At 53.9% G+C, this 18,667-nt stretch carries 17 protein-coding genes and 1 rRNA gene; 16 read left to right on the top strand and 2 right to left on the bottom strand.

Features of this window, described 5'->3' with window-relative positions:
• Positions 1 to 11: 11 nt before the first annotated feature.
• Positions 12 to 1,649, top strand: coding sequence for a thiamine pyrophosphate-binding protein (locus tag C772_RS01770; RefSeq protein ID WP_008296898.1), 1,638 nt, complete (start codon positions 12 to 14; stop codon positions 1,647 to 1,649).
• A 182-nt stretch (positions 1,650 to 1,831) separates the two neighbouring features.
• On the opposite strand, the gene C772_RS01765 is transcribed toward C772_RS01770, so the two are convergent.
• Entirely contained in the window at positions 1,832 to 2,416 is a 585-nt protein-coding gene (locus tag C772_RS01765; RefSeq protein ID WP_008296896.1) for a hypothetical protein, read from the bottom strand.
• A 122-nt stretch (positions 2,417 to 2,538) separates the two neighbouring features.
• Between C772_RS01765 and C772_RS01760 the strand changes: the two genes are divergently transcribed.
• The 14 genes from C772_RS01760 (at position 2,539) to C772_RS01695 (ending at position 17,619) form a co-directional block, all read left to right on the top strand.
• Positions 2,539 to 3,666 carry a DUF4145 domain-containing protein gene (locus C772_RS01760; RefSeq protein WP_008296894.1) on the top strand — a complete coding sequence of 376 codons (1,128 nt, stop codon included), beginning with the start codon at positions 2,539 to 2,541 and terminating at the stop codon, positions 3,664 to 3,666.
• A gap of 114 nt (positions 3,667 to 3,780) precedes the next feature.
• Positions 3,781 to 4,992, top strand: a complete 1,212-nt coding sequence (locus C772_RS15990; RefSeq protein ID WP_008296892.1) for a PoNe immunity protein domain-containing protein — start codon at positions 3,781 to 3,783, stop codon at positions 4,990 to 4,992.
• 118 nt (positions 4,993 to 5,110) lie between these two features.
• A complete protein-coding gene (locus C772_RS01750; RefSeq protein WP_008296890.1) occupies positions 5,111 to 5,854 on the top strand; it encodes an alpha/beta hydrolase in 744 nt (247 codons plus the stop codon).
• A 239-nt stretch (positions 5,855 to 6,093) separates the two neighbouring features.
• Complete coding sequence (locus tag C772_RS15985) at positions 6,094 to 7,650, top strand: ribonuclease YeeF family protein (RefSeq protein ID WP_008296889.1); 1,557 nt, start codon at positions 6,094 to 6,096, stop codon at positions 7,648 to 7,650.
• A 28-nt stretch (positions 7,651 to 7,678) separates the two neighbouring features.
• Positions 7,679 to 7,987 carry a DUF4176 domain-containing protein gene (locus C772_RS01740; RefSeq protein ID WP_008296887.1) on the top strand — a complete coding sequence of 103 codons (309 nt, stop codon included), beginning with the start codon at positions 7,679 to 7,681 and terminating at the stop codon, positions 7,985 to 7,987.
• A 42-nt stretch (positions 7,988 to 8,029) separates the two neighbouring features.
• Positions 8,030 to 8,599 (top strand): putative periplasmic lipoprotein, encoded by a 570-nt coding sequence (locus tag C772_RS01735; protein ID WP_008296885.1) that lies wholly within the window; start codon positions 8,030 to 8,032, stop codon positions 8,597 to 8,599.
• Positions 8,600 to 8,629: 30 nt separating this feature from the next.
• A complete protein-coding gene (locus tag C772_RS01730) occupies positions 8,630 to 8,989 on the top strand; it encodes a hypothetical protein (protein WP_008296884.1) in 360 nt (119 codons plus the stop codon).
• Positions 8,990 to 9,104: 115 nt separating this feature from the next.
• Positions 9,105 to 9,929 (top strand): alpha/beta fold hydrolase, encoded by an 825-nt coding sequence (locus C772_RS01725; protein WP_008296882.1) that lies wholly within the window; start codon positions 9,105 to 9,107, stop codon positions 9,927 to 9,929.
• A 217-nt stretch (positions 9,930 to 10,146) separates the two neighbouring features.
• Positions 10,147 to 11,229 (top strand): ABC transporter ATP-binding protein, encoded by a 1,083-nt coding sequence (locus tag C772_RS01720; RefSeq protein WP_200858831.1) that lies wholly within the window; start codon positions 10,147 to 10,149, stop codon positions 11,227 to 11,229.
• Entirely contained in the window at positions 11,226 to 12,116 is an 891-nt protein-coding gene (locus tag C772_RS01715; RefSeq protein ID WP_008296878.1) for a carbohydrate ABC transporter permease, read from the top strand. The genes C772_RS01720 and C772_RS01715 overlap by 4 nt, the downstream gene beginning before the upstream one ends.
• Positions 12,117 to 12,134: 18 nt before the next feature.
• Entirely contained in the window at positions 12,135 to 13,031 is an 897-nt protein-coding gene (locus C772_RS01710; protein WP_008296876.1) for a carbohydrate ABC transporter permease, read from the top strand.
• 275 nt (positions 13,032 to 13,306) lie between these two features.
• Positions 13,307 to 14,617 carry an ABC transporter substrate-binding protein gene (locus C772_RS01705; RefSeq protein ID WP_008296874.1) on the top strand — a complete coding sequence of 437 codons (1,311 nt, stop codon included), beginning with the start codon at positions 13,307 to 13,309 and terminating at the stop codon, positions 14,615 to 14,617.
• A gap of 16 nt (positions 14,618 to 14,633) precedes the next feature.
• Positions 14,634 to 15,965 (top strand): MBL fold metallo-hydrolase, encoded by a 1,332-nt coding sequence (locus tag C772_RS15980; protein WP_008296871.1) that lies wholly within the window; start codon positions 14,634 to 14,636, stop codon positions 15,963 to 15,965.
• Between the two features lie 34 nt (positions 15,966 to 15,999).
• On the top strand, positions 16,000 to 17,619 hold the full coding sequence (locus tag C772_RS01695; protein WP_008296870.1) for a bifunctional metallophosphatase/5'-nucleotidase: 1,620 nt from the start codon (positions 16,000 to 16,002) through the stop codon (positions 17,617 to 17,619).
• Between the two features lie 83 nt (positions 17,620 to 17,702).
• On the opposite strand, the gene C772_RS01690 is transcribed toward C772_RS01695, so the two are convergent.
• Positions 17,703 to 18,131, bottom strand: a complete 429-nt coding sequence (locus tag C772_RS01690) for a hypothetical protein (protein ID WP_008296868.1) — start codon at positions 18,129 to 18,131, stop codon at positions 17,703 to 17,705.
• 396 nt (positions 18,132 to 18,527) lie between these two features.
• On the opposite strand from C772_RS01690, the gene C772_RS01685 reads away from it, so the two are divergent.
• A 16S ribosomal RNA gene (locus C772_RS01685) occupies positions 18,528 to 18,667 on the top strand; the annotation flags it as partial.

Genomic DNA, 18,667 nt, shown 5'->3' with positions numbered 1-18,667 from the left:
GGGAAGGTCCAATGAAAGCAGGCATTGCAGTTCTTGAGTTTCTGAAAAACGCCGGAATCGACAGGGTTTTTGGGATACCGGCAGGCAGTGTGAATGTGCTGTTTGACGGTTTGAACGATTACTTGGAGATTCGTCCGATCATCACGAAACATGAAGGCGCGGCAGGTTATATGGCAGCGGGGTATGCGAAGTATTCCGGAGGGCCTGCAGTGGCCATCGGCTCAAGCGGACCGGGTGCGATGAACCTGGTGACGCCGGCGGCAAATGCCATGCGGGAACAGCTCCCCGTTCTGTTTTTGACCGGTGCGGTACCGAGCAGTACGGTCGGGCTGAATTCTTCTCAGGAGCTGGATGCCGCTCCGGTATTCGCTCCGATCACCAAGTATTCCAAACGGGTCGAACGGGGAGAAGATCTGGTTAAGGAAGTGGCAAAAGCTCTGGAAATCGCAATAAGCGGCGTACCGGGGCCCGTACATATCGCCATGCCGCTTGATGTGCAGATGGCGGAAATCGATCCGGAAATCATACCGGATGCAATCCGTCCTGTTCGTGTACATACGGATTTTTCGGCGGCCGGACAAGCCGCGCGGGAAATCAAGAGCCGGAACACCGGCCTGATCTTCTGCGGACAGGGCGTCAGGGGAATGGTGCCGGAAGTGATGCGTCTTTCGGAGAGGCTGGGCTGGCCGGTCATCGCGACGCCTGTTGCAAAGGGGCTTTTTAAAGACACACATCCCAACTTTGCAGGCGTCTACGGATTTGCAGGACACGAGTCCACGGGCCGTCTTGTCCAGGAAGGGGACTTTGATACCCTGCTTGTGCTCGGCTCAAGCCTCGGGGAGACGGCTACGAGCAACTATAACGCTGGACTCGCAAGGGACCGTTTTGTCATCCAGTTCGATCGGGACGAAACGGTTTTCGGTAGGAAGTATCCGGTGGACCTCCCGGTTCTGGGGAATCTTGCAGATACGCTGCCCGCTGTGCTGAAAGAGCTGAACGTGCTCGGTGCCGGAGAAAAGTCTGTTAAGGTGCCTTACAATCCGGAGCGGCTAAAGCCGGGGGAGGATTTCACGACAAAGAATGTCGTTCTCAAGCTACAGCAGCTGCTTCCTGAACAGACAAGGTACGCAGTGGATATCACGGAGACGGAAGCCTATATCATTCATGATTTGAACACCCTTTCACCGGATGCATTCGACATCAACGTCCACTTTGGTGCGATGGGGAGCGGCCTGTCCGTCGGAATCGCCGCCAAAATGGCGGAACCCGAGCGCCCGACTGTGATCATCACCGGTGACGGCTGCTTCCATATGCATGGCATGGAGATCCTGACCGCGAAGGAATACGGCGTACCAGTCCTGTTTACCGTCATGAACAATTCCCGGCTTGGGCTGGTCTATCACGGGCACAACCTGCAGTTCAAGCGGGTCCATGATACCTTTTCCACACAGCCGATGGATTTCACGAAGGTGGCTGAAGGGCTCGGTATTCCGGCCGCACGTGTGGAATCGATGGAGGATCTGAGCGGGGAAATCATCGGGGAACTGATGGCTTCAGACGGACCGGCCCTCCTTGAGATCGTCCTCACCGACGACAACCCGCCGCCAATGGGCGACCGCGTCAAATTCCTCGCCGGCTTTGCGGAGTGAGGGCAGATTCATGTGAGATGTTGCCGTACCGGGTTGGGACGTTGCTATAGTAGATTGAAACGTTGACATATTCCATTGAGACGTTGCTATATTGGGGTGAAACGTTGACAACCCGCTGCCCGGATGCTGATTCATCCAAAAGCCCGGATCCGTTTTTCGGATCCGGGCTTTTCTGGCATCGGTCATTGGTAAGGGTGCGCGTCAAAGTACTCGGTAATCGTCCGGATGGTCAGCGTCTTGAAGTCGTCAGTCACGGGTTTTCCCTCCGGATCCGCATAGAAAGCATGTCCGTCCCGATTCTCATAGCCGATTTCGATGAGACGATCCAAGAGATCTTCAGGAAGATATTCATTGCCGTTGACAGTCATGAATTCCTCGGTCGGTGTAACAAGTACGTCCAAGTCCTCATATCCGCCGGTAATCATGACGAGATCCCCATCATGACGCTTGACCCAATTTTCCTTGGAGCGGATGGAAATCGGGGAGCGTTCAATGGAGACGATGCCCTCAAGGTTTGTCCCGAACATACGGAGAAGGAGCGGGCAGAGATGCCCAACTGTGAGTGAAGGCAATTTCTCAAGCTCTTCCGCGAGCAATTCCCGATTGGTCAGACCTTCTTTTTTGCCCCGCAGGACCGGTACGATATCATAATCAAATCCGAACAGATCCTTTATGATCTCGTGGACCGCATCCGCAGGATTCCGGCCACCGATTGCCGCAAGCCGTGTTTCCAATTCATCTAGCCGGTTCGGCCTCTTTTCTGCCACTTCAATCACCGTCCTGAACGACCGCTCTTTTGTATTATTATGACACAATTACACACACTTTGTAGACTATGTTCAAGAAATGATAAACTAAGTTGATTGTTTATAGAGAAGGAGTCAGCACTGTGAATTTAAACGGTGGATATTATTATGCGTTTTTGGAACACCAGCACCTCGCACTTGTCGCGGGGGAGCTGGAGCAATCCGTCTATACAAGCCCGCGTACGATGCTGACGCATGCCCGTGTGCTGATCGACTCAGTCTTGCAGCTGGTCATGAAGGAAGAAGGAATTCCGGACGTGCAGCACAAGTCACTAAAGGAACGGCTCGACGAAGTCGGCCGTCAGGGACTGCTGACCGACGAAGTAAGGGATGCGCTCCATGAGATCCGGATGGCGGGAAACCGCGCAGCTCATCAGCCGAGGGCATTCCGGGTGACCGAGTCTGTCGCAGCCTGGGAGCAGCTGTATATCGTCATGAAATGGTACACGGAAGTATACGGGAATCCCGATTTCATATTCCCGGAATACCGGGATCCTGCTTTGCCGGAGGAACAGACTTTCGAACTGCCGGAGCTGGAATCCCGTCTCGGCCGGCTGGAAGATCTCCTCAGAAAGACGCTGAGCGGAGAGGCAAGGGAAGCCCTGCCCGACCAAGCCCGGGAAGTTGTTGTCCCTCAGGCAAAACCGTTTGACGAGTCTCCCGGTTACACAACCGTCCGGCAGATCTGCTATGGCGACAGGACGCTTGACGTCCCGTACTTTCTGCGTGATGCATTCCTCCTGCCGCAGCGATTCGAGAAATCGGTCCGTTTTCTCGTCAAGCTTCACGGAGCGGAAGAAGCGCGGATCATGAGTGAACTGCCGGCTGACCTCGTTGGTCTTCATCTATCTGTTACCCGGTACACGGAGAAAAATGACGAGCAGTTTTTCGAAGAGCTGGCAGAATTCATCGAAGAGGAAAAAGCCCGCCGGCGGATCCGGATCGAGCGGCCGGGCGAGCTGTTCCTGTTCCATAAAGGAGACTCCATCGTCGTGACGGAGACCCTCGCCGGGGCCGAGCTGACCAAGGAGAATTTCCCCTCGCTGACACCAGGTTTCATTCGCCAGCTGGAGGAATCGGGTATCCGCCGTGCAGGCCAGCTGCCGCAGGAACTCGTCATCCTCGCCAAGTACAAGAATGTCGGAGCAGGTACGATCGAGAAACTGTTTGAAGACCTGAAAAACACCCAGAAAGAAGCCGCATCAGTATAACGATGAAGCCTCCGACAACCGTCGGGGGCTCTATTTCATCGTCCCTTGAAAGCAGAGGGAATGATAAACTGATGGAAAGCATCGCCAAAGCTGTGAGGATTGAGAGGGGTTGTCATGGAGGAACGGATCAGAGTTTTAAATGAACGATATGAACGGCTTTACCCGGATGAAGGAACGAGCAAGCGGAAACTCAGGAAAGCAGAAAAATATCTGGAAGTCAGTCTTCCTCTGGAATTCCGTGAGATCGCATCGTTTTTTGGTGGGGGACTTCTCGGAGGCATTGACCATTTCCGGTTCGACATGGATGTGATGGATAAACCGGATATCTGTAATGACACGGTCAGATTCAGGAAATACCGTTCTTTGCCTGATTCATTCATCGTCCTGACTGAAGATGGAGACAGACTGATTTTGCTGGGCACAGAGACCATTCCGTCGGTTTTTTGGATCAAAAAAGACGACATCCGGAAATTGAAGAAACAGCAACCCGTCGAAGTGGAGGAAAGCTGGGAAACCTATGCAGATTTTTTTGAGGAACAGCTGCTGAAAGAAGAGCAGGCTCTCGCAGGCGGTGCCGCCAGCCTTTCGAATGACGGATTCGTCCGTGATTTCCTGAGGGACAAAGCTTATTATCAACGCTTTATCGCCCATGAAGAGGAACGTATTTCGGAGTTCACAAGTCTGATCAAGCAAGTAATCAAGGAACGGGGAGAGGAGGATGAAGGTGTACAGTACGGCTATGGTGTGGTCGCCCTTTTTTACCGCACTAAGCTGCTCGCCCTCTATTCAGCGGGATATCCACTGGATGAGATCAAAGCGTTTCTCCCGGAAGTCGTCGGCTGGATGGAGAAAATGGACGATGGCCGTTATGGCTACGACCACTTCCAGGATTGCGTTCTCCTTTTGTCTTTAGCCGCCCTGCTGGAAGTGGATGAAGACTTGTTTGGCCGGATCAGCCAATTTGCATCTGTTTATCAAGAGAAGGATGCACTGATCGACTTTCTGTTGAATGGGGGCATCCAAAAGCCAGCAAGACGTGATTTCCTTTTTAAGCGACCTTATCGGCATCTGGAACGGGTACTGTTTGCGAAAGACAAGCACCAGAGTATTTGGGGGCTGAAAGTTTATTTGCGGAAATTTTGGTACGAGGAACACGATGAGGCCGCGTGGCATGATCTGCACCTTCACAGGGACGAAATCTATTATGGCTATTGGAGCTTTGAAAGCGCGGCGATTGTGAAGATCTTGGGGCTTGACGACAGCGAACTGTCGGGACGGCGATATTATCCGTCTGACCTGGTACATGACAGATCCGGCAAGGAATAGCATGGTTGAACAAAGATAATTATATTATGTAAACATGATAAGCGCCGTCGGAAGGAATACCGAAACTTGCATCGAATTAGGAATCAGCAGTTGGCATTTCAAACAGGGAGGGATCAGGATGGGAGAACAGTATCCGGTATTAAAAGATGCAGAGCCCTACTACGCGGAAGGGGGACGTGAAGGGGTCCTTATTTCGCACGGCTTCACAGGGTCCACCCAGAGCATGCGCCCGCTCGCCGAAGCTTTGGCGGAAGCTGGCTACACGGTGTGCCTGCCTCGCCTGAAAGGGCACGGTACCCACTATGAGGACTTGGAGCGCACGAGCCGGCACGACTGGATCGGATCGGTCGAGGAAGGCTACCGTTGGCTGAGGGGACGGTGTGACACCATTTACATGGCGGGTCTGTCGATGGGCGGCACGCTGACGCTTTATATGGCGCAGCGGCACCCCGAGATCAGAGCGATTGCACTCATCAATGCTGCCATCGACATGCCGGCACTTAAAGAAGTCGGCGACACGGAGGACGTCCGGTTCCTTGACGCGATCGGATCAGACATCAAGAAGCCGGGCGTCACCGAACTGGCTTACGAGAAAACACCGGTCAAGTCGGTGAAGGAGATTCTCGCACTCATGGAAGAAGTGCGCGCGGACCTTGGCCAGGTCAGCTGTCCTGCGCTGATCCTGGTTTCTGATGAAGATCATGTCGTCCCTCCGGGCAATTCGGACATCATCCGTGACGGCATTGCATCAGTCGGGAAAGAGACAGTCCGGCTCAAAGAAAGCTACCATGTCGCCACGCTGGACAATGACCATGAGAAAATCATCGACAATGTGCTGCGCTTCTTCAGGGAGAACGCTTAAGATCGGACTTATCGATCAATAGGATTTTGGGACCATGCGCAAAAACGGTGCATAAGTACGAAAAACCGACTCTTTTGATATGTTACGATACTTACGAGAAAAAGAAATCGACCAGGCACGGCGGAATTTGCCGGGGACAAGCCATAAATACCAAACAGCCCGCCCGGACCCGGAAATCCCGGCGGGCTGTTTGCATGTCTGCCGGGTCACGGAAACAAATATGTAAAGGTGGCGACGGCATGAAAGTATTGGACGTAACCTTATTCCGTGAGGGCATGCAGCGGAATGTCGAGACGCTGATGCGCCTGGAAGAAGAAATGCAGATGATCAGGGCGGCGACGGAAGAGCTGATCTCACTTCAGGAATCATTAAAAGGAGAGGGAGGCGACGCGATCCGGGCTTTTTACCGGGATTGCCACCTGCCGCTTCTGCAGTACTTTGTATTGTTTAAATCTCAGTTCGAAAGCATCCTTCAGCAGATGGATTCAGCGCTGAACGCCCTGGAACCGGCAGCCGATGGCCATATCCGCGAAAGTTTCCTCGAGAGTGAGATCGAGGCAGGCCTTTCCGAAATCGCCACTCTCACCGGAAGTCTGACGGATGAAGCCAATGCCATTATGGACAGTGTGTCCGATATCGTCGGCCTGCCACACCTGGATGACAGCGAGGTGCAGCAGGGCGTACAGGATGCCAAAAAGAAACGGGATCAGACAGTGACGGACCTTCACCAGTTCGATGCTTCGCAGACCGGAGCCCTTGCATCGGTCAATGACGGCATCAGGAAGATGGAATTGTGGATCACAGATCTGGAGCGCATGTTTAATGAAGGGCTGACCGATGTCGGTTTCAGGGCTGATCAATGGTCCTTCATGACCAGGATGAGTCCGCTCAGGGCCGATCTGGCCGCAGGCAATTCAAGTCTCGGCGGCGTCTCGGGGTTATCCGGCTTTAACGCCCCGCTGACATCCTTCCTTTGGACGCCGGGTGGGGGGATGAATCCGGCGACGGCAAATGGCTTCCCGGCAGGACCCGGAATGCTTGCAGGCTATCCCCCGTACGCCTCACCGACTCTGATGACCGCACTAGCCAATCGTCAGAACGGACTGCTATTCCCTACATATGCTGCTGCCGGCACCACTTCCGGAGCCCCGAAGAAAGAAGAGCCGAACTTTGTCATCGGCGGGGACTCCGTTGCGCTCGGGAAATACGGCACAGTAACCGGCGGCTCCGGCAAATTGGAGAGTGAGTGGTCCGGCCTCAATGATAATGATCCGCTGATCGGCGGCAGCGCTGACTTCACGCTGATTCACGGTCAGATGGAAGCGGACACGGACTATGTGGATGCACGGGGCACGCTGAACATGCTGCAGGCAGGCGCGGATGCCAAGATTGACGAAGCTTCTGTGCTGGGCGTGGACATTCCCCTTCCGCTGGTCAATGCGGAAGCAAAGGGCCTGGAGTATGATGCGAAAGTGGAATTGGACCGCAACATGCCGTATCTTGGCGATGTCGTCGGCGGCACGGGCATCGGGGCCAACTATACCGTCGGGGATGCAAAAGCTTATGCGGGTTATGATGATGGCTATGTGGGCCTGGCCGCCAAAGCTTCATTATGGGAAGGTGAGCTGAACCCGACTGTCGGGATTCCGTTCACTGATTATAATGTCAAGCTCACGTTCGGCGCTTCGGCGGGTAGCGTCGGGGGTGAAGCAAGAGTGGGCAGAGAGTTTCTGATCGACCTCCGTTTCCTTGTAGGCGGAAGATTTGGAATAGGTGTTGAAAAAGGAACCGAATAATTCTGTGGACGAAAGGAGTACCACCGGCATGACAGTCAGGTTCAATACAACGGCTTTACATATCGGGGAAGACCTTCTTCCGATCGGATCGGTCGTCAGGATGGAAGGCGTGGAACCGAATATCATGATCTATGGCAGGAAACAAAGCGGAATTGGCGGAGGTGACAGAGTCTGGGACTATGTCGGATGCCCGTATCCCCAAGGCCACCTGTCGTCGGATACCAATCTGTTCTTTGATCACGAACACATCCGGGAACTCATTTTTAAAGGCCTGGAAACCGCGGGCGAAATCGAGCTCAGAAAAGAGCTCCGGCGCCTGACGGCTGAAAAAAACTAATCACCGGACTCATCATCCGGTTTTTTCGGGAGTGCATGCATCATGAAGCGAACTGCGATGTTTTTGACTTTGGCCGTACTGCTGGCCGGCTGCGGCGGTCAGGCTGACAGCGACGAACCGGAAGTGAAGGAGGAACAGGAAATCGTGACACAGGACAAAGAAATGGAACCTGTTGAAATCCAGGTGCTGAAAGCGGACGAGGAAAACGGCGTGACACTTGAAAATGAGATGTATCAGCAGTTGTCGGCCTTCCTCCAAAGCAATCCTGAAGTCGGGGTTCCGGGTGACTTTGGTGTCCATCCGCTGACCTTGGCCAATCAGACGGAAGGCGGCCAGGCGATGTTCTTCCTGGGGGTCAACCGCCTTGAGCAGCCGATCAAGAACATCACATTCGACTATACGCTCGGTGTTGATACGGGTGACGGAATCGAATATGTGCTGGAAAAGGAACGGGTCGAGCTTCTTGAGCCTTTCGCGGGCACCATCCAGCCGGGACACGCCATCCCGTTCACTGTTCCGGTCACGCCTGAAGGCGCAGAAGTTCTCCAGTCGATCACGGAAGAAAACAAAGTCGTCAAGCTGGAGAATGCGGACTTCGAACTGGAAAACTGACGGACCAGGCAAGACGACGGAGGAAGAGAATTGGATTTTTTCATTAAACGAAACTGGGCCATCACCAAGGAAATCGCCTCAGAGGTCAAACGGAATTGGAACAAGTTCCGCAGTTTGACGACCCGTGGTGACAAAGCCAAAATGTTTACATTTCTCTATATGAGCGCCGTTTTCCTGCTGGCGTTCCTGGCAAGCTGGTATGTCAGTGCCCTGTTTGTCATTTTGGGGATCGTTATGGGATTGTACCTCGGCATCACGGACCATCCGGGATTTTTTGCGCTGCTGCTTCTTCCGCTGGTCGGAATCATCACGCTGAAGCTTACACAGCTTTACTGGACCCGTTTTTATCCGGAGTACCGCAAGGAATTTTTCAATAAGATGAATCTTTAAACTGTACTTGTACAGCAAAAAGGCACCCGGCGGGGTGTCTTTTTATATGAAATCCGGTTCCTGTTGGTATACTTGATTCAGAACAGTCTGATTCATAGAAGAAGGGGGAAGTGAAATGGCGTTTTTTAAAACGAGTGACGGTGTGACCCTGTTTTACGTGGAAAAGGGCGAGGGGCGGCCGATTGTCCTCGTCCACGGGTGGTCGGGTGACCATACAACCTTCGCAGAGCCGATCGAACGCTTAAGCAATGATTTCCGGGTGGTGGCCTATGACCTGAGGGGACACGGTCAATCCGACCGGACCGACCAGGGGCTGACACTCCGTCGATTCGCACACGATCTGGAAGAACTCATGGATCACCTCGGCCTTGGCGAAGTGACGCTTGCCGGCCACTCAATGGGCGCATCAACCGGTTTTGAATACATCCGCAACCATGGCACCGGCAGGCTCCGCTCCTTCACGATCTTCGACATGACACCGAAACTCGTCAATGAAGATGGCTGGAACCTGGGCCTGTGGCACGGAGAATATACCCGTGCTGATGCCGACAGTGATCTCACACAGATGTATGGAGAATTTGAAGGGTTCACAAGAACCTTCATGAAGCGGACCGTCCCATACCTGAGCGAAGCCGAGCTTGAGGAAATGCTGAAGTTGTCCGCCTCCAATTCCCCGCATGTGCTGGCTGCCATGTGGCATGCCATGGTGACGGCCGACTACCGGGACATGCTTGCCGACATCACGGTGCCGGCACAGATTGTCTATGGTGACAAGAGCACACTGTATTCCAAAGACACCGCGGAATTTTTGAACGGACAGATCCCGGATTCAACGGTGATCGCGTTCGAAAACTGCACCCACATGCTGACTGCCGAGAATCCGGGAAAGGTAGAAGAAGTGATCCGGCAGGCCGCCAGCAATCCGGCAGCCAAAGCCTGAATGAACGATATCTATAGCGACTGCAGACAACCGATGTCTGCGGTCGTTTTTTCATTTTCCCGGCTTGTTCACTGTAAAACTTTCGTAAATCTAAAAAACCGCCTTAAGCAATTCTTAACAACCCCTTCATATGGCGGCAAAAGTCGAACCCCTATAATGGACGGGCACCAGAAAGAATGCCGGAAACCACAAGGATCCGGACAGAAGATACATAGAGGTGAACACGTTGCAGGTCCGGTTTGAAGAAGTCTCCGTGTCGTATGGGGACAAAAAAGTACTCGAAAACATAGATTTCACATTTCCGGCTCATTCCCTTGTATCGGTGCTGGGGCCGAGCGGATGCGGGAAATCCACGACGCTGATGCTCATATCAGGGCTGATGTTCCCGACAGAAGGGCGGATCTTCTTCGGGGACCGGGAAGTCACCAAGCTGGATGCGGTCAGGCGGAAGGTCGGGATGGTCTTCCAGAACTATGCGCTTTACCCGCATCTGTCGGTTCTGGAGAACATCATGTTCCCGCTCAAAATGGCCAAAGTCCCGAAAAACAAGCGGCGTGAACGGGCACTTGAACTCGCCAATCTTGTCCGGATCGGGGAGCATATCGACAAAAAGCCGAAACAGCTGTCAGGCGGCCAGCAGCAGCGGGTTGCCATCGCCCGCGCGCTTGCGAAGGAGCCGTCCATCCTGCTTATGGACGAACCGCTCTCCAACCTGGATGCAAGGCTGCGGCTTGAGATGCGCGAGGAGATCAGACGCATCCAGCAGCAGACGAATATCACAACGGTGTTTGTCACCCATGATCAGGAGGAGGCGCTCAGCCTCTCGGACCAGATTATGGTGCTGAACGATGGAGCCATCCAGCAGATGAGCACGCCGCGTGACCTGTACGAACGGCCGGACAATCTGTTTGTCGCGAGCTTCCTCGGCAAGCCGGCGATCAATATGCTTCCTTTTGACCCGAACGGAAGAATCAGAAGGATGATGAACATCCCCCAGCCGTTTGCGGGCCGGATCGAGACGGTCGGCATCCGGCCTGAATGCATCATGGCCACCGATCATACGCAAGACGCCCTGTTCCGGGGTGAGGTCACCCATATTGAGCGGATCGGAAGGGACGTGTCCGCCAAGGTCCGTCTTGACGGAGCGGAAATGGTGGTGACCGGCCTGCCAGGAGAAGTGGAGGAGGGTCAGACGGTCAATCTGACGGCCGGGGACGGAGATCTCCTTTTCTTTGATCAATCTGGCCGATCCGTCCGATGGAGCGAAGCTGGCAGTGCGGTCGGGAGTGCGGATACATGATCCAGAACCCGACCCTGAAAAGCACGATGAAGGCCTGGCTCTACATCCTTCCGATGATGCTCATCATCTTCACGTTCAACCTTTATCCGATCGTCAAGTCGTTTGCGATGAGCTTTTATACGGATTACAACTTCTACGAGGATGTGGTCCATGCTTACGGGATCGGCAACTTCGCGACGATCCTGCAGGATTCGGATTTCTATCTCGCGATCAAGAATACATTCATCTTTGTTCTTGGCGTCGTCCCGATCTCGATTGCCCTTTCCCTGGGCATCGCCCTGCTCCTGAATCAGATCAAGTTCCTCTCCGGCTTTTTCCGGACGGTCTACTTCCTGCCGTTTGTGACGAGTACGGTTGCCATCTCGCTTGTCTGGAACTGGCTTTACCACCGGAACTACGGACTGATGAACTACTTTCTCGGATGGTTCGGCATCGAACCGGTCCACTGGATCACCGATCCGGACTACTCGATGCTGGCACTTGTCATCATGGCGGTCTGGAAAGGACTCGGCTTCAATATCATCCTGTTCCTCGTCGGCCTGAACAACATCGACGAGACGTATTACAAGGCTGCCAAAGTCGACGGAGCCTCGGGGTTCAGACGGTTCTGGAACATCACCCTGCCGCTCCTCGGGCCGACCGTCTTCCTGGTTTCGGTACTCGGCGTCATCAACAGCTTCAAGGTGTTCGATGAAGTGTATGCCCTGTTCCAGGCAAAGCCCGGACCGGCCAAGTCGACATTGACGATTGTGTATTACCTGTATGAGAAGTTCTACACCGAATACCAGTACGGCATCGCGGCCGCGGCGGGAGTCGTCCTGTTCGTCATCATCCTTGCCGTCACGCTGGTCCAGTTCGCCTACAACAGGAAGTTTGTCCATTACTGAGAAAGGAGGCGAAACGGCATGAAACAAGTGCTGGAGACGCCCGCCGGACTGCCGCCGGCCAAACGGGCAAGCTGGCTGCTGGCAGATGCGGGAATGGCGGATGTTCTGAAAAAGGGGCTTATCTATACTGCCCTGTCGATCGGTGCCATCACGATGCTGATTCCCTTTTACTGGATGGTTGTCACATCGCTGAAAACTCCGGCGGAGGCGGTCGCGATGCCGCCCGTCTGGATGCCGGATGTGCTTCAGTTCGGCAACTACGGGACCGCGCTTGAGGCCGCTCCGTTCGGGCAGTACTTCCTGAACAGTGTGCTCGTGACCGTGGTTTCAACGATCGGGGAACTGGTTACGACGATCCTTGCGGCTTTCGCATTCGCGAAGATGAAGTTTTACGGCCGGAGCCTGCTGTTCACAGTCCTGATCGCGACGATGATGGTGCCCGGTGAACTTCTGATCATCCCGAACTTTGTGACGCTTTCCAACTTCGGGCTGATCAATACGTATGCGGCGCTGATCATTCCGTACCTGGCAAGTGTGTTCTCGGTTTTTATCCTGCATCAGAACTTCGTGTCGGTGCCGGATGAGCTGTACTATGCCGCCAAAGTGGACGGATGCAGTGATTTCCGGTTTCTCTGGTCGGTCATGGTACCGCTGTCCAAGTCCGCCATTGTAGCGATCACGATCCTGAAGGTGATCGGCAGCTGGAACTCGTTCATGTGGCCGCTGATCGTCACGAACGACCGGATGCTCCGCACATTGCCGGTCGGACTGCAGGCCTTCACGACTGAGGCAGGGACGAAGTATGAACTGCTGATGGCCGCCTCGACACTCGTCGTTCTGCCGATGATCATCCTGTATCTGTTTCTGCAGAAGTACATCATCATGGGCATCTCGAGGAGCGGGTTGAAGGGGTGATTCATCCATGAGAATCGGTTGATTTCCACTTCGGACACTTGTTGGCCAACGCTTCGCTTTTGGCCACAGACGCCGTTCTGCGTGACGGCGTCCGCTAGTCCGCGGGCGGTCCGCGAGCCTCCTCGGACTACGTCCTGCGGGGTCTCGCCTGGCCCGCTTTTCCCGCAGGAGTCTCGTGTCCTACGCTTCAATCAACCCACAAAAGTTTCGAGTTAGAATCTGTACATGCCAGGAGCCCAAACTCACTATTAAAGAAAATTAGGGGAGAGAATGAGATGAAGAATCGTAAATTTACACTTGGGGCAGGGCTTTTCCTTTCTGCCAGTCTGCTTTTGGCAGCGTGCGGCGGGAACGCGAGCAGCAGTGATGAGGCCGATGCGGCGGAAAAAGAAAACGGAGAAACAGTAGAGGTGACGTTCTGGCATGCAATGAACGGCCCTCACCAGGATGCGATCACCGAGCTCACAGAGAAGTTCAACGAATCCCAGGATGAAATCGTCGTCAAGGAAATGAACCAGGGCGACTACAGTTCCCTCCAGCAGTCCATCATGGCGGCGGGCGTATCCAAGGACCTTCCGACCATGTCCCAGCTGACACCGGGCCAGGTGCCGGATCTTGCCGAAAACAACCTGCTCCAGCCGCTGGATGACCTGATCGTCAGCGACACCGCGTTTTCCAAGGACGAGCTTGACGACATCTATGAAGGGTTCCTGGAAGGTGTGAAATACGACGGCAAGATGTATTCCATGCCATTCTCCAAATCGACGCGGATCATGTTCTATAACCAGGAAATCCTCGATGAATACGGCATGGACGTTCCGGCAAGCTGGGATGAAGTCATCGAACTTGGCGAGAAAATGACCGAAGCCGGTGACGGCCGTGTGGCCATGGGCCTTGAAAACAGCTTTGAAATGGAATTCGAGACGATGGCCCGCCAGAACGGTTCGGCATTCATCGACCAGGAGACGCTTGACGTTGAAATCGATTCCCCTGAAAGCGTCGAGGCGCTGCAGTTCCTCATGGATGCGATCGGCAATGGACATGCGCGCACTGCAGGAGAAGACGGCTACTTCTCCGGACCATTCAGCCGCGGTGAATCCGCGCTTTATATCGGTTCCAGCGCCGGTGTGGCACACGTGCAGCCGTCCGCCGATGAAAACGGGCTAGACTGGGGAACTGCTGAAATCCCTGCATTCAACGGTGAACAGCTGACACTTCTTGCAGGCAACGATCTTGGCGTCTATGCTTCCGCATCGGAAGAGGAAAAGGAAGCGGCCGTGACATTCATCCACTTCCTGCTCCAGCCTGAAAACACGGCGTTCTGGGCGATGGAAACCGGCTATGTGCCGATTACACGGGCAGCACAGGATGTTCCGGAATACCGGGCCTTCCTCGAAGAGAACCCGACGGCCGAAGCGGCGAACAAGGAACTGGAATATGCTGCAAATTCCGCCATGTTCAAAGGCCATGGTGAATACCGCAACGCATTCATCGAAATGCTCGATGACGTCCTCGTCAACGGAACGGACGTTAAGGAAGCACTGACCGGACTTGACCAGCAGACAGAAAGCATTATCGGAAACTGATAAGGAGGAATGCTCGATGACTCGCTACCGATTTTGGGGTGGTCTGGACACCATCGGCGGCAACATCGTGGAGATCCTCACCGGACAGGCCAGAGTCATTTGTGACTTTGGCTTGTCCTTTAGTGGGGAAGCCGCAAATCATCCGGATGGGATGCCGCTGACCGAACAGCTGATCATAGACGGAAGCCTTCCTGCCATCCCGGGCCTGTATGACACAGAAGGATTTAGGTCAGATGCGGCCGGCACGGTCCATGAAAAAATGCCGCAGACCGCAATTTTCATTTCCCATCTTCATCTGGATCATATGGGCGGCCTGCCGCATCTGCCGGAGGGGACGAATGTCTATCTTTCAAAGGAGGCCTACCGCCTCTATAGCATCCTCGTCGAGGCCGGGGAAGAGCAGCCGGCGAGGGTTTCACTCAGCCCGGTCGGTGACAATGAGACTGTCACGGTAGGGGACATCCGGGTAACCTTTAAGGCATCTGACCATGATACCCCTGGGTCTTCGGCGCTTTTCATTGAGACGGACGACATGAAACTGATCCATTCGGGCGATCTCCGCCTGACGGGCAACCGCCCCGAAAACGTGATCAGCTGGGTAAAGGAAGCTGAACGCTGGCAGCCGGATGTTCTGATGCTCGAGGGGACCAGCTACAGCTCCGATCGGACAGACAATCAATCGGCCTCTCCTGCCACAGAAAAAGAGCTGATCAAATCTCTGGAAACCCTTCTTCGTGATGAAACGGAAGCGATTGTTTTCATCAATCCGTATATCCGCAATATCGAGCGGATGAAGGATGTGGCAGAAGCAGCCGAACGGAGCGGCAGGATGATGGTATTCGAAGAGCCTTACGCCAGGGTTCTGAAAACATTCCATCCTGACCTTCAACTGGCGGTTCTGAAAGAAACGGTGATTGGTGACGCGATATCCGAAAAAACGATCCCTCTGCATGAGCTTTCCGAACATCCCGGCCGCTTTGTTCTCCAGAACAGTTATCCGAATATCCGATTTGTTGAGGAATTTGACTGGGGAATCTATTGCCACAGCAACGGGGAACCGCTCGGCACTTATGACCCCCGATATGCGGACATGCTGGCACGGCTTGAAAAACATCATTTCAGATTCACGGAAATGGGCACGAGCGGACATGCCGGACAGATGGACCTGATTGCCATCGCAGAAGTAATCGGGGCGGGCGTGACCGTTCCCTGGCATACTCTCCGGCCGCAAGTATTCCATCAGGAACTTCAGCTTGCAGACGTTCCGACATTTCTTCCGAAGGCGCAAGTCTGGTATGGAAAGGAAACGGCAGAAAAAGAAGCGGAGCTTCCGGTACATACCCGGTAACAGAAGGCAGCAGAATTGAATGGAGGCGGGCGCGATGGACAAGCTGACACTGACCATTCTGGAGACAAGTGATGTGCACGGTTATCTCTTCCCGGGAGATGGCAGAGAAAAAGATCAGGAAATGGAGATGGGCCTGTTTAAAGCGGCAACAGTAATTCATGAGGAAAAGCACAAAGCGGACGGGCCGGTCCTCGTCATCGACAACGGGGATTTTATTCAGGGGTCGCCGCTGAGTTCCTATATGGAAAGAGAGCGGGGAACAGCGGAACCGATGATTGGAGCGCTGAACACCATGGAGATTGACGCCGGAGTTCCCGGCAACCACGAGTTCAACCATGGCCTGTTCTATATGATGGAATCAGTCCGGGCTGCCCAATTTCCGGTGCTGGCAGCCAATATCCTGGATGAGACCGGGGAACCGATCACCGGGAAGGCCTATGAGATCTTCGTAAAGGATGGCGTCCGCATTGCGGTGCTTGGCCTCGTGACCCGATACATACCGCATTGGGAACATCCGGACCACTGCGCCGGGCTCACATTCCGATCAGCGGTCGACAGCGCAAAAGAATACGTACCGATGCTCCGGGAAATTGCAGACGTGGTCGTAGTCAGTTATCATGGCGGACTGGAATGTGACCTCGAGTCCGGAGAGCCGACTGAGATGCTGACGGGGGAAAATGAAGGCTACGCGCTTCTCACAGAAGTGCAGGGGATCGACGTTCTATTGACTGGCCACCAGCACAGAAAAATTGCGGCCATCAAAAACGGCATTCCGGTGATCCAGCCAGGCTATCGGGGAGAAGCGGTCGGTAAAGTGACGCTCGAGCTGGAGCGTCAGGAAGACGCCTGGCGCATCAACGGCTGCGGGGCTTCACTTGTAGAGGTGAAGGGAAAAGAAGAGGACCCTGTACTGACGAAGCGGTTCACTGGTCTGAAAGATGAAATGGAAGCATGGCTCGACAGGCCCGTCGGAGGGATTGTCGGTGACATGTCCATCAAAGACGCACACGCCGCAAGGATCAGCGGGCATGCCTACGTCGACTTCATCAACCGTGTCCAGATGCATCACAGCGGATGCGCCATTTCAGCGACATCCCTATTCAGCAAAGAGGCGGAAGGTTTTCCGCCAAGCGTCACCATGCGGGATATCGTCACCAACTACCTATATCCGAACACACTTGCTGTCTGCCGGGTGAGCGGCAGCGACCTCAAGGAAGCACTCGAACTGTCCGCTACCTATTTTGAGCTTGACCCGGATGGCGAGATTGGCATCAACCCGGAGTTCATCCACCCGAAACCGCAGCATTACAATTACGACATGTACGCAGGAATCGAGTACACGATCGACCTCACACGGCCTCCCGGCGACCGCATCACGGTCCTGATCCATGAAGGCCATCTGTTAAAACCTGATGAAACACTTGAAATCGTTCTTAACCAATACCGCGCGGTCGGCGGAGGCGGGTATCACATGTTCGGCCCTTCCAAAATCACCCGCGAGATCCGTGTTCCGATGACAGAGCTGATTGCGGGTTACTTTAAAGAACATCCGGTTGTCTCGGCGATACAGATCCGAAATTTTGAAGTGATCCGGTCCGGATTCGGCAACGAAGAGGACGATGTGCTGAATCTGCAGCTGGAGAACAGAGCTTAACGATTAAAAAAAGACGCTCCAGACGGAACGTCCTTTGACGAAGGCAAGCCGGGCAAGCCCCTGCTTGCCTTTTTGATTTGGGGTCAATCTCCAAGCGGTGCAGCCTCTGGCGGGGCAGCGCGATCCGGAGCGGAAGGCTTCCGGACAAACAGCCCGGAAAAATGGCTCTTATTCTGATAGAAGAGCAACCCATAAAGCAGGACAACCACCACGGCAAATGCCAGCATCGACGGGTCCACGAACAGGTGCAGCAGGAAAATGTTCGCAACGATCGGACTTAACATTGCCAGAGCCAACGGAACAAACTGATTGGTGAGCAAAAGAATTCCGCAGATGATTTCAAGTGACTTCTCAACAAACAGCAGGTAGTCAAACATAAACAGCGCCATCGCCTCGGGACTCGTCGCAATAAACGGCTCAAAGCCGAAAAAGACGACATATCCGTTAATCCCCGCACCAAGGAAGATGATACCCAACAGCAGCCTGCAGAACTGGACCAGCCGACGGTTCATGCCATCGCCCCTTATCAATTTGTTATCTGAATTGTAACACAACGGAACACTTCATTATATAGGCAGATCAGAAAGCAAGGTCGGCTGATGAAAGATTTCGACTATAAAATGGGGGCTTGCGCGGATCGGTAATGCGGTGTATAGTTATCAACGTTGCGTTTCCAAGTAACGCGTCGAACGAAAACAAACAAAAAGTTGTTGACGTGATGTGCGCCGCATGTTATATTAAGAAGGTCGCTGAACAACACATCGACAATAAATGAACCTTGAAAACTGAACAGCAAAACGCTGATGAAATGAGTTCCCGGAACCCGACCCCGTCGGGGAAACGGAACAAATGATATCGGACATATCACTTGATATGCCAGCTTTAAAGTATGAGCTTACTCATACTCTCTTATGGAGAGTTTGATCCTGGCTCAGGACGAACGCTGGCGGCGTGCCTAATACATGCAAGTCGAGCGGATGACGGGGAGCTTGCTCCCCCGATTCAGCGGCGGACGGGTGAGTAACACGTGGGCAACCTGCCTGTAAGG

Origin of the sequence: Bhargavaea cecembensis DSE10, assembly GCF_000348905.1 — a bacterium.
Taxonomy (GTDB): domain Bacteria; phylum Bacillota; class Bacilli; order Bacillales_A; family Planococcaceae; genus Bhargavaea; species Bhargavaea cecembensis.
This window is presented reverse-complemented; position numbering and strand designations above follow the sequence as displayed.

Coding starts and splice junctions, on each gene's coding strand:
- C772_RS01750 (WP_008296890.1), top strand. CDS start 5,111: ATGGGAGAACAGTATCCGGTATTAAAAGATGCAGAGCCCTACTACGCG.
- C772_RS01770 (WP_008296898.1), top strand. CDS start 12: ATGAAAGCAGGCATTGCAGTTCTTGAGTTTCTGAAAAACGCCGGAATC.
- C772_RS01695 (WP_008296870.1), top strand. CDS start 16,000: ATGGACAAGCTGACACTGACCATTCTGGAGACAAGTGATGTGCACGGT.
- C772_RS15985 (WP_008296889.1), top strand. CDS start 6,094: ATGAAAGTATTGGACGTAACCTTATTCCGTGAGGGCATGCAGCGGAAT.
- C772_RS01740 (WP_008296887.1), top strand. CDS start 7,679: ATGACAGTCAGGTTCAATACAACGGCTTTACATATCGGGGAAGACCTT.
- C772_RS01690 (WP_008296868.1), bottom strand. CDS start 18,131: ATGAACCGTCGGCTGGTCCAGTTCTGCAGGCTGCTGTTGGGTATCATC.
- C772_RS01725 (WP_008296882.1), top strand. CDS start 9,105: ATGGCGTTTTTTAAAACGAGTGACGGTGTGACCCTGTTTTACGTGGAA.
- C772_RS01705 (WP_008296874.1), top strand. CDS start 13,307: ATGAAGAATCGTAAATTTACACTTGGGGCAGGGCTTTTCCTTTCTGCC.
- C772_RS01735 (WP_008296885.1), top strand. CDS start 8,030: ATGAAGCGAACTGCGATGTTTTTGACTTTGGCCGTACTGCTGGCCGGC.
- C772_RS01715 (WP_008296878.1), top strand. CDS start 11,226: ATGATCCAGAACCCGACCCTGAAAAGCACGATGAAGGCCTGGCTCTAC.
- C772_RS01710 (WP_008296876.1), top strand. CDS start 12,135: ATGAAACAAGTGCTGGAGACGCCCGCCGGACTGCCGCCGGCCAAACGG.
- C772_RS15990 (WP_008296892.1), top strand. CDS start 3,781: ATGGAGGAACGGATCAGAGTTTTAAATGAACGATATGAACGGCTTTAC.
- C772_RS15980 (WP_008296871.1), top strand. CDS start 14,634: ATGACTCGCTACCGATTTTGGGGTGGTCTGGACACCATCGGCGGCAAC.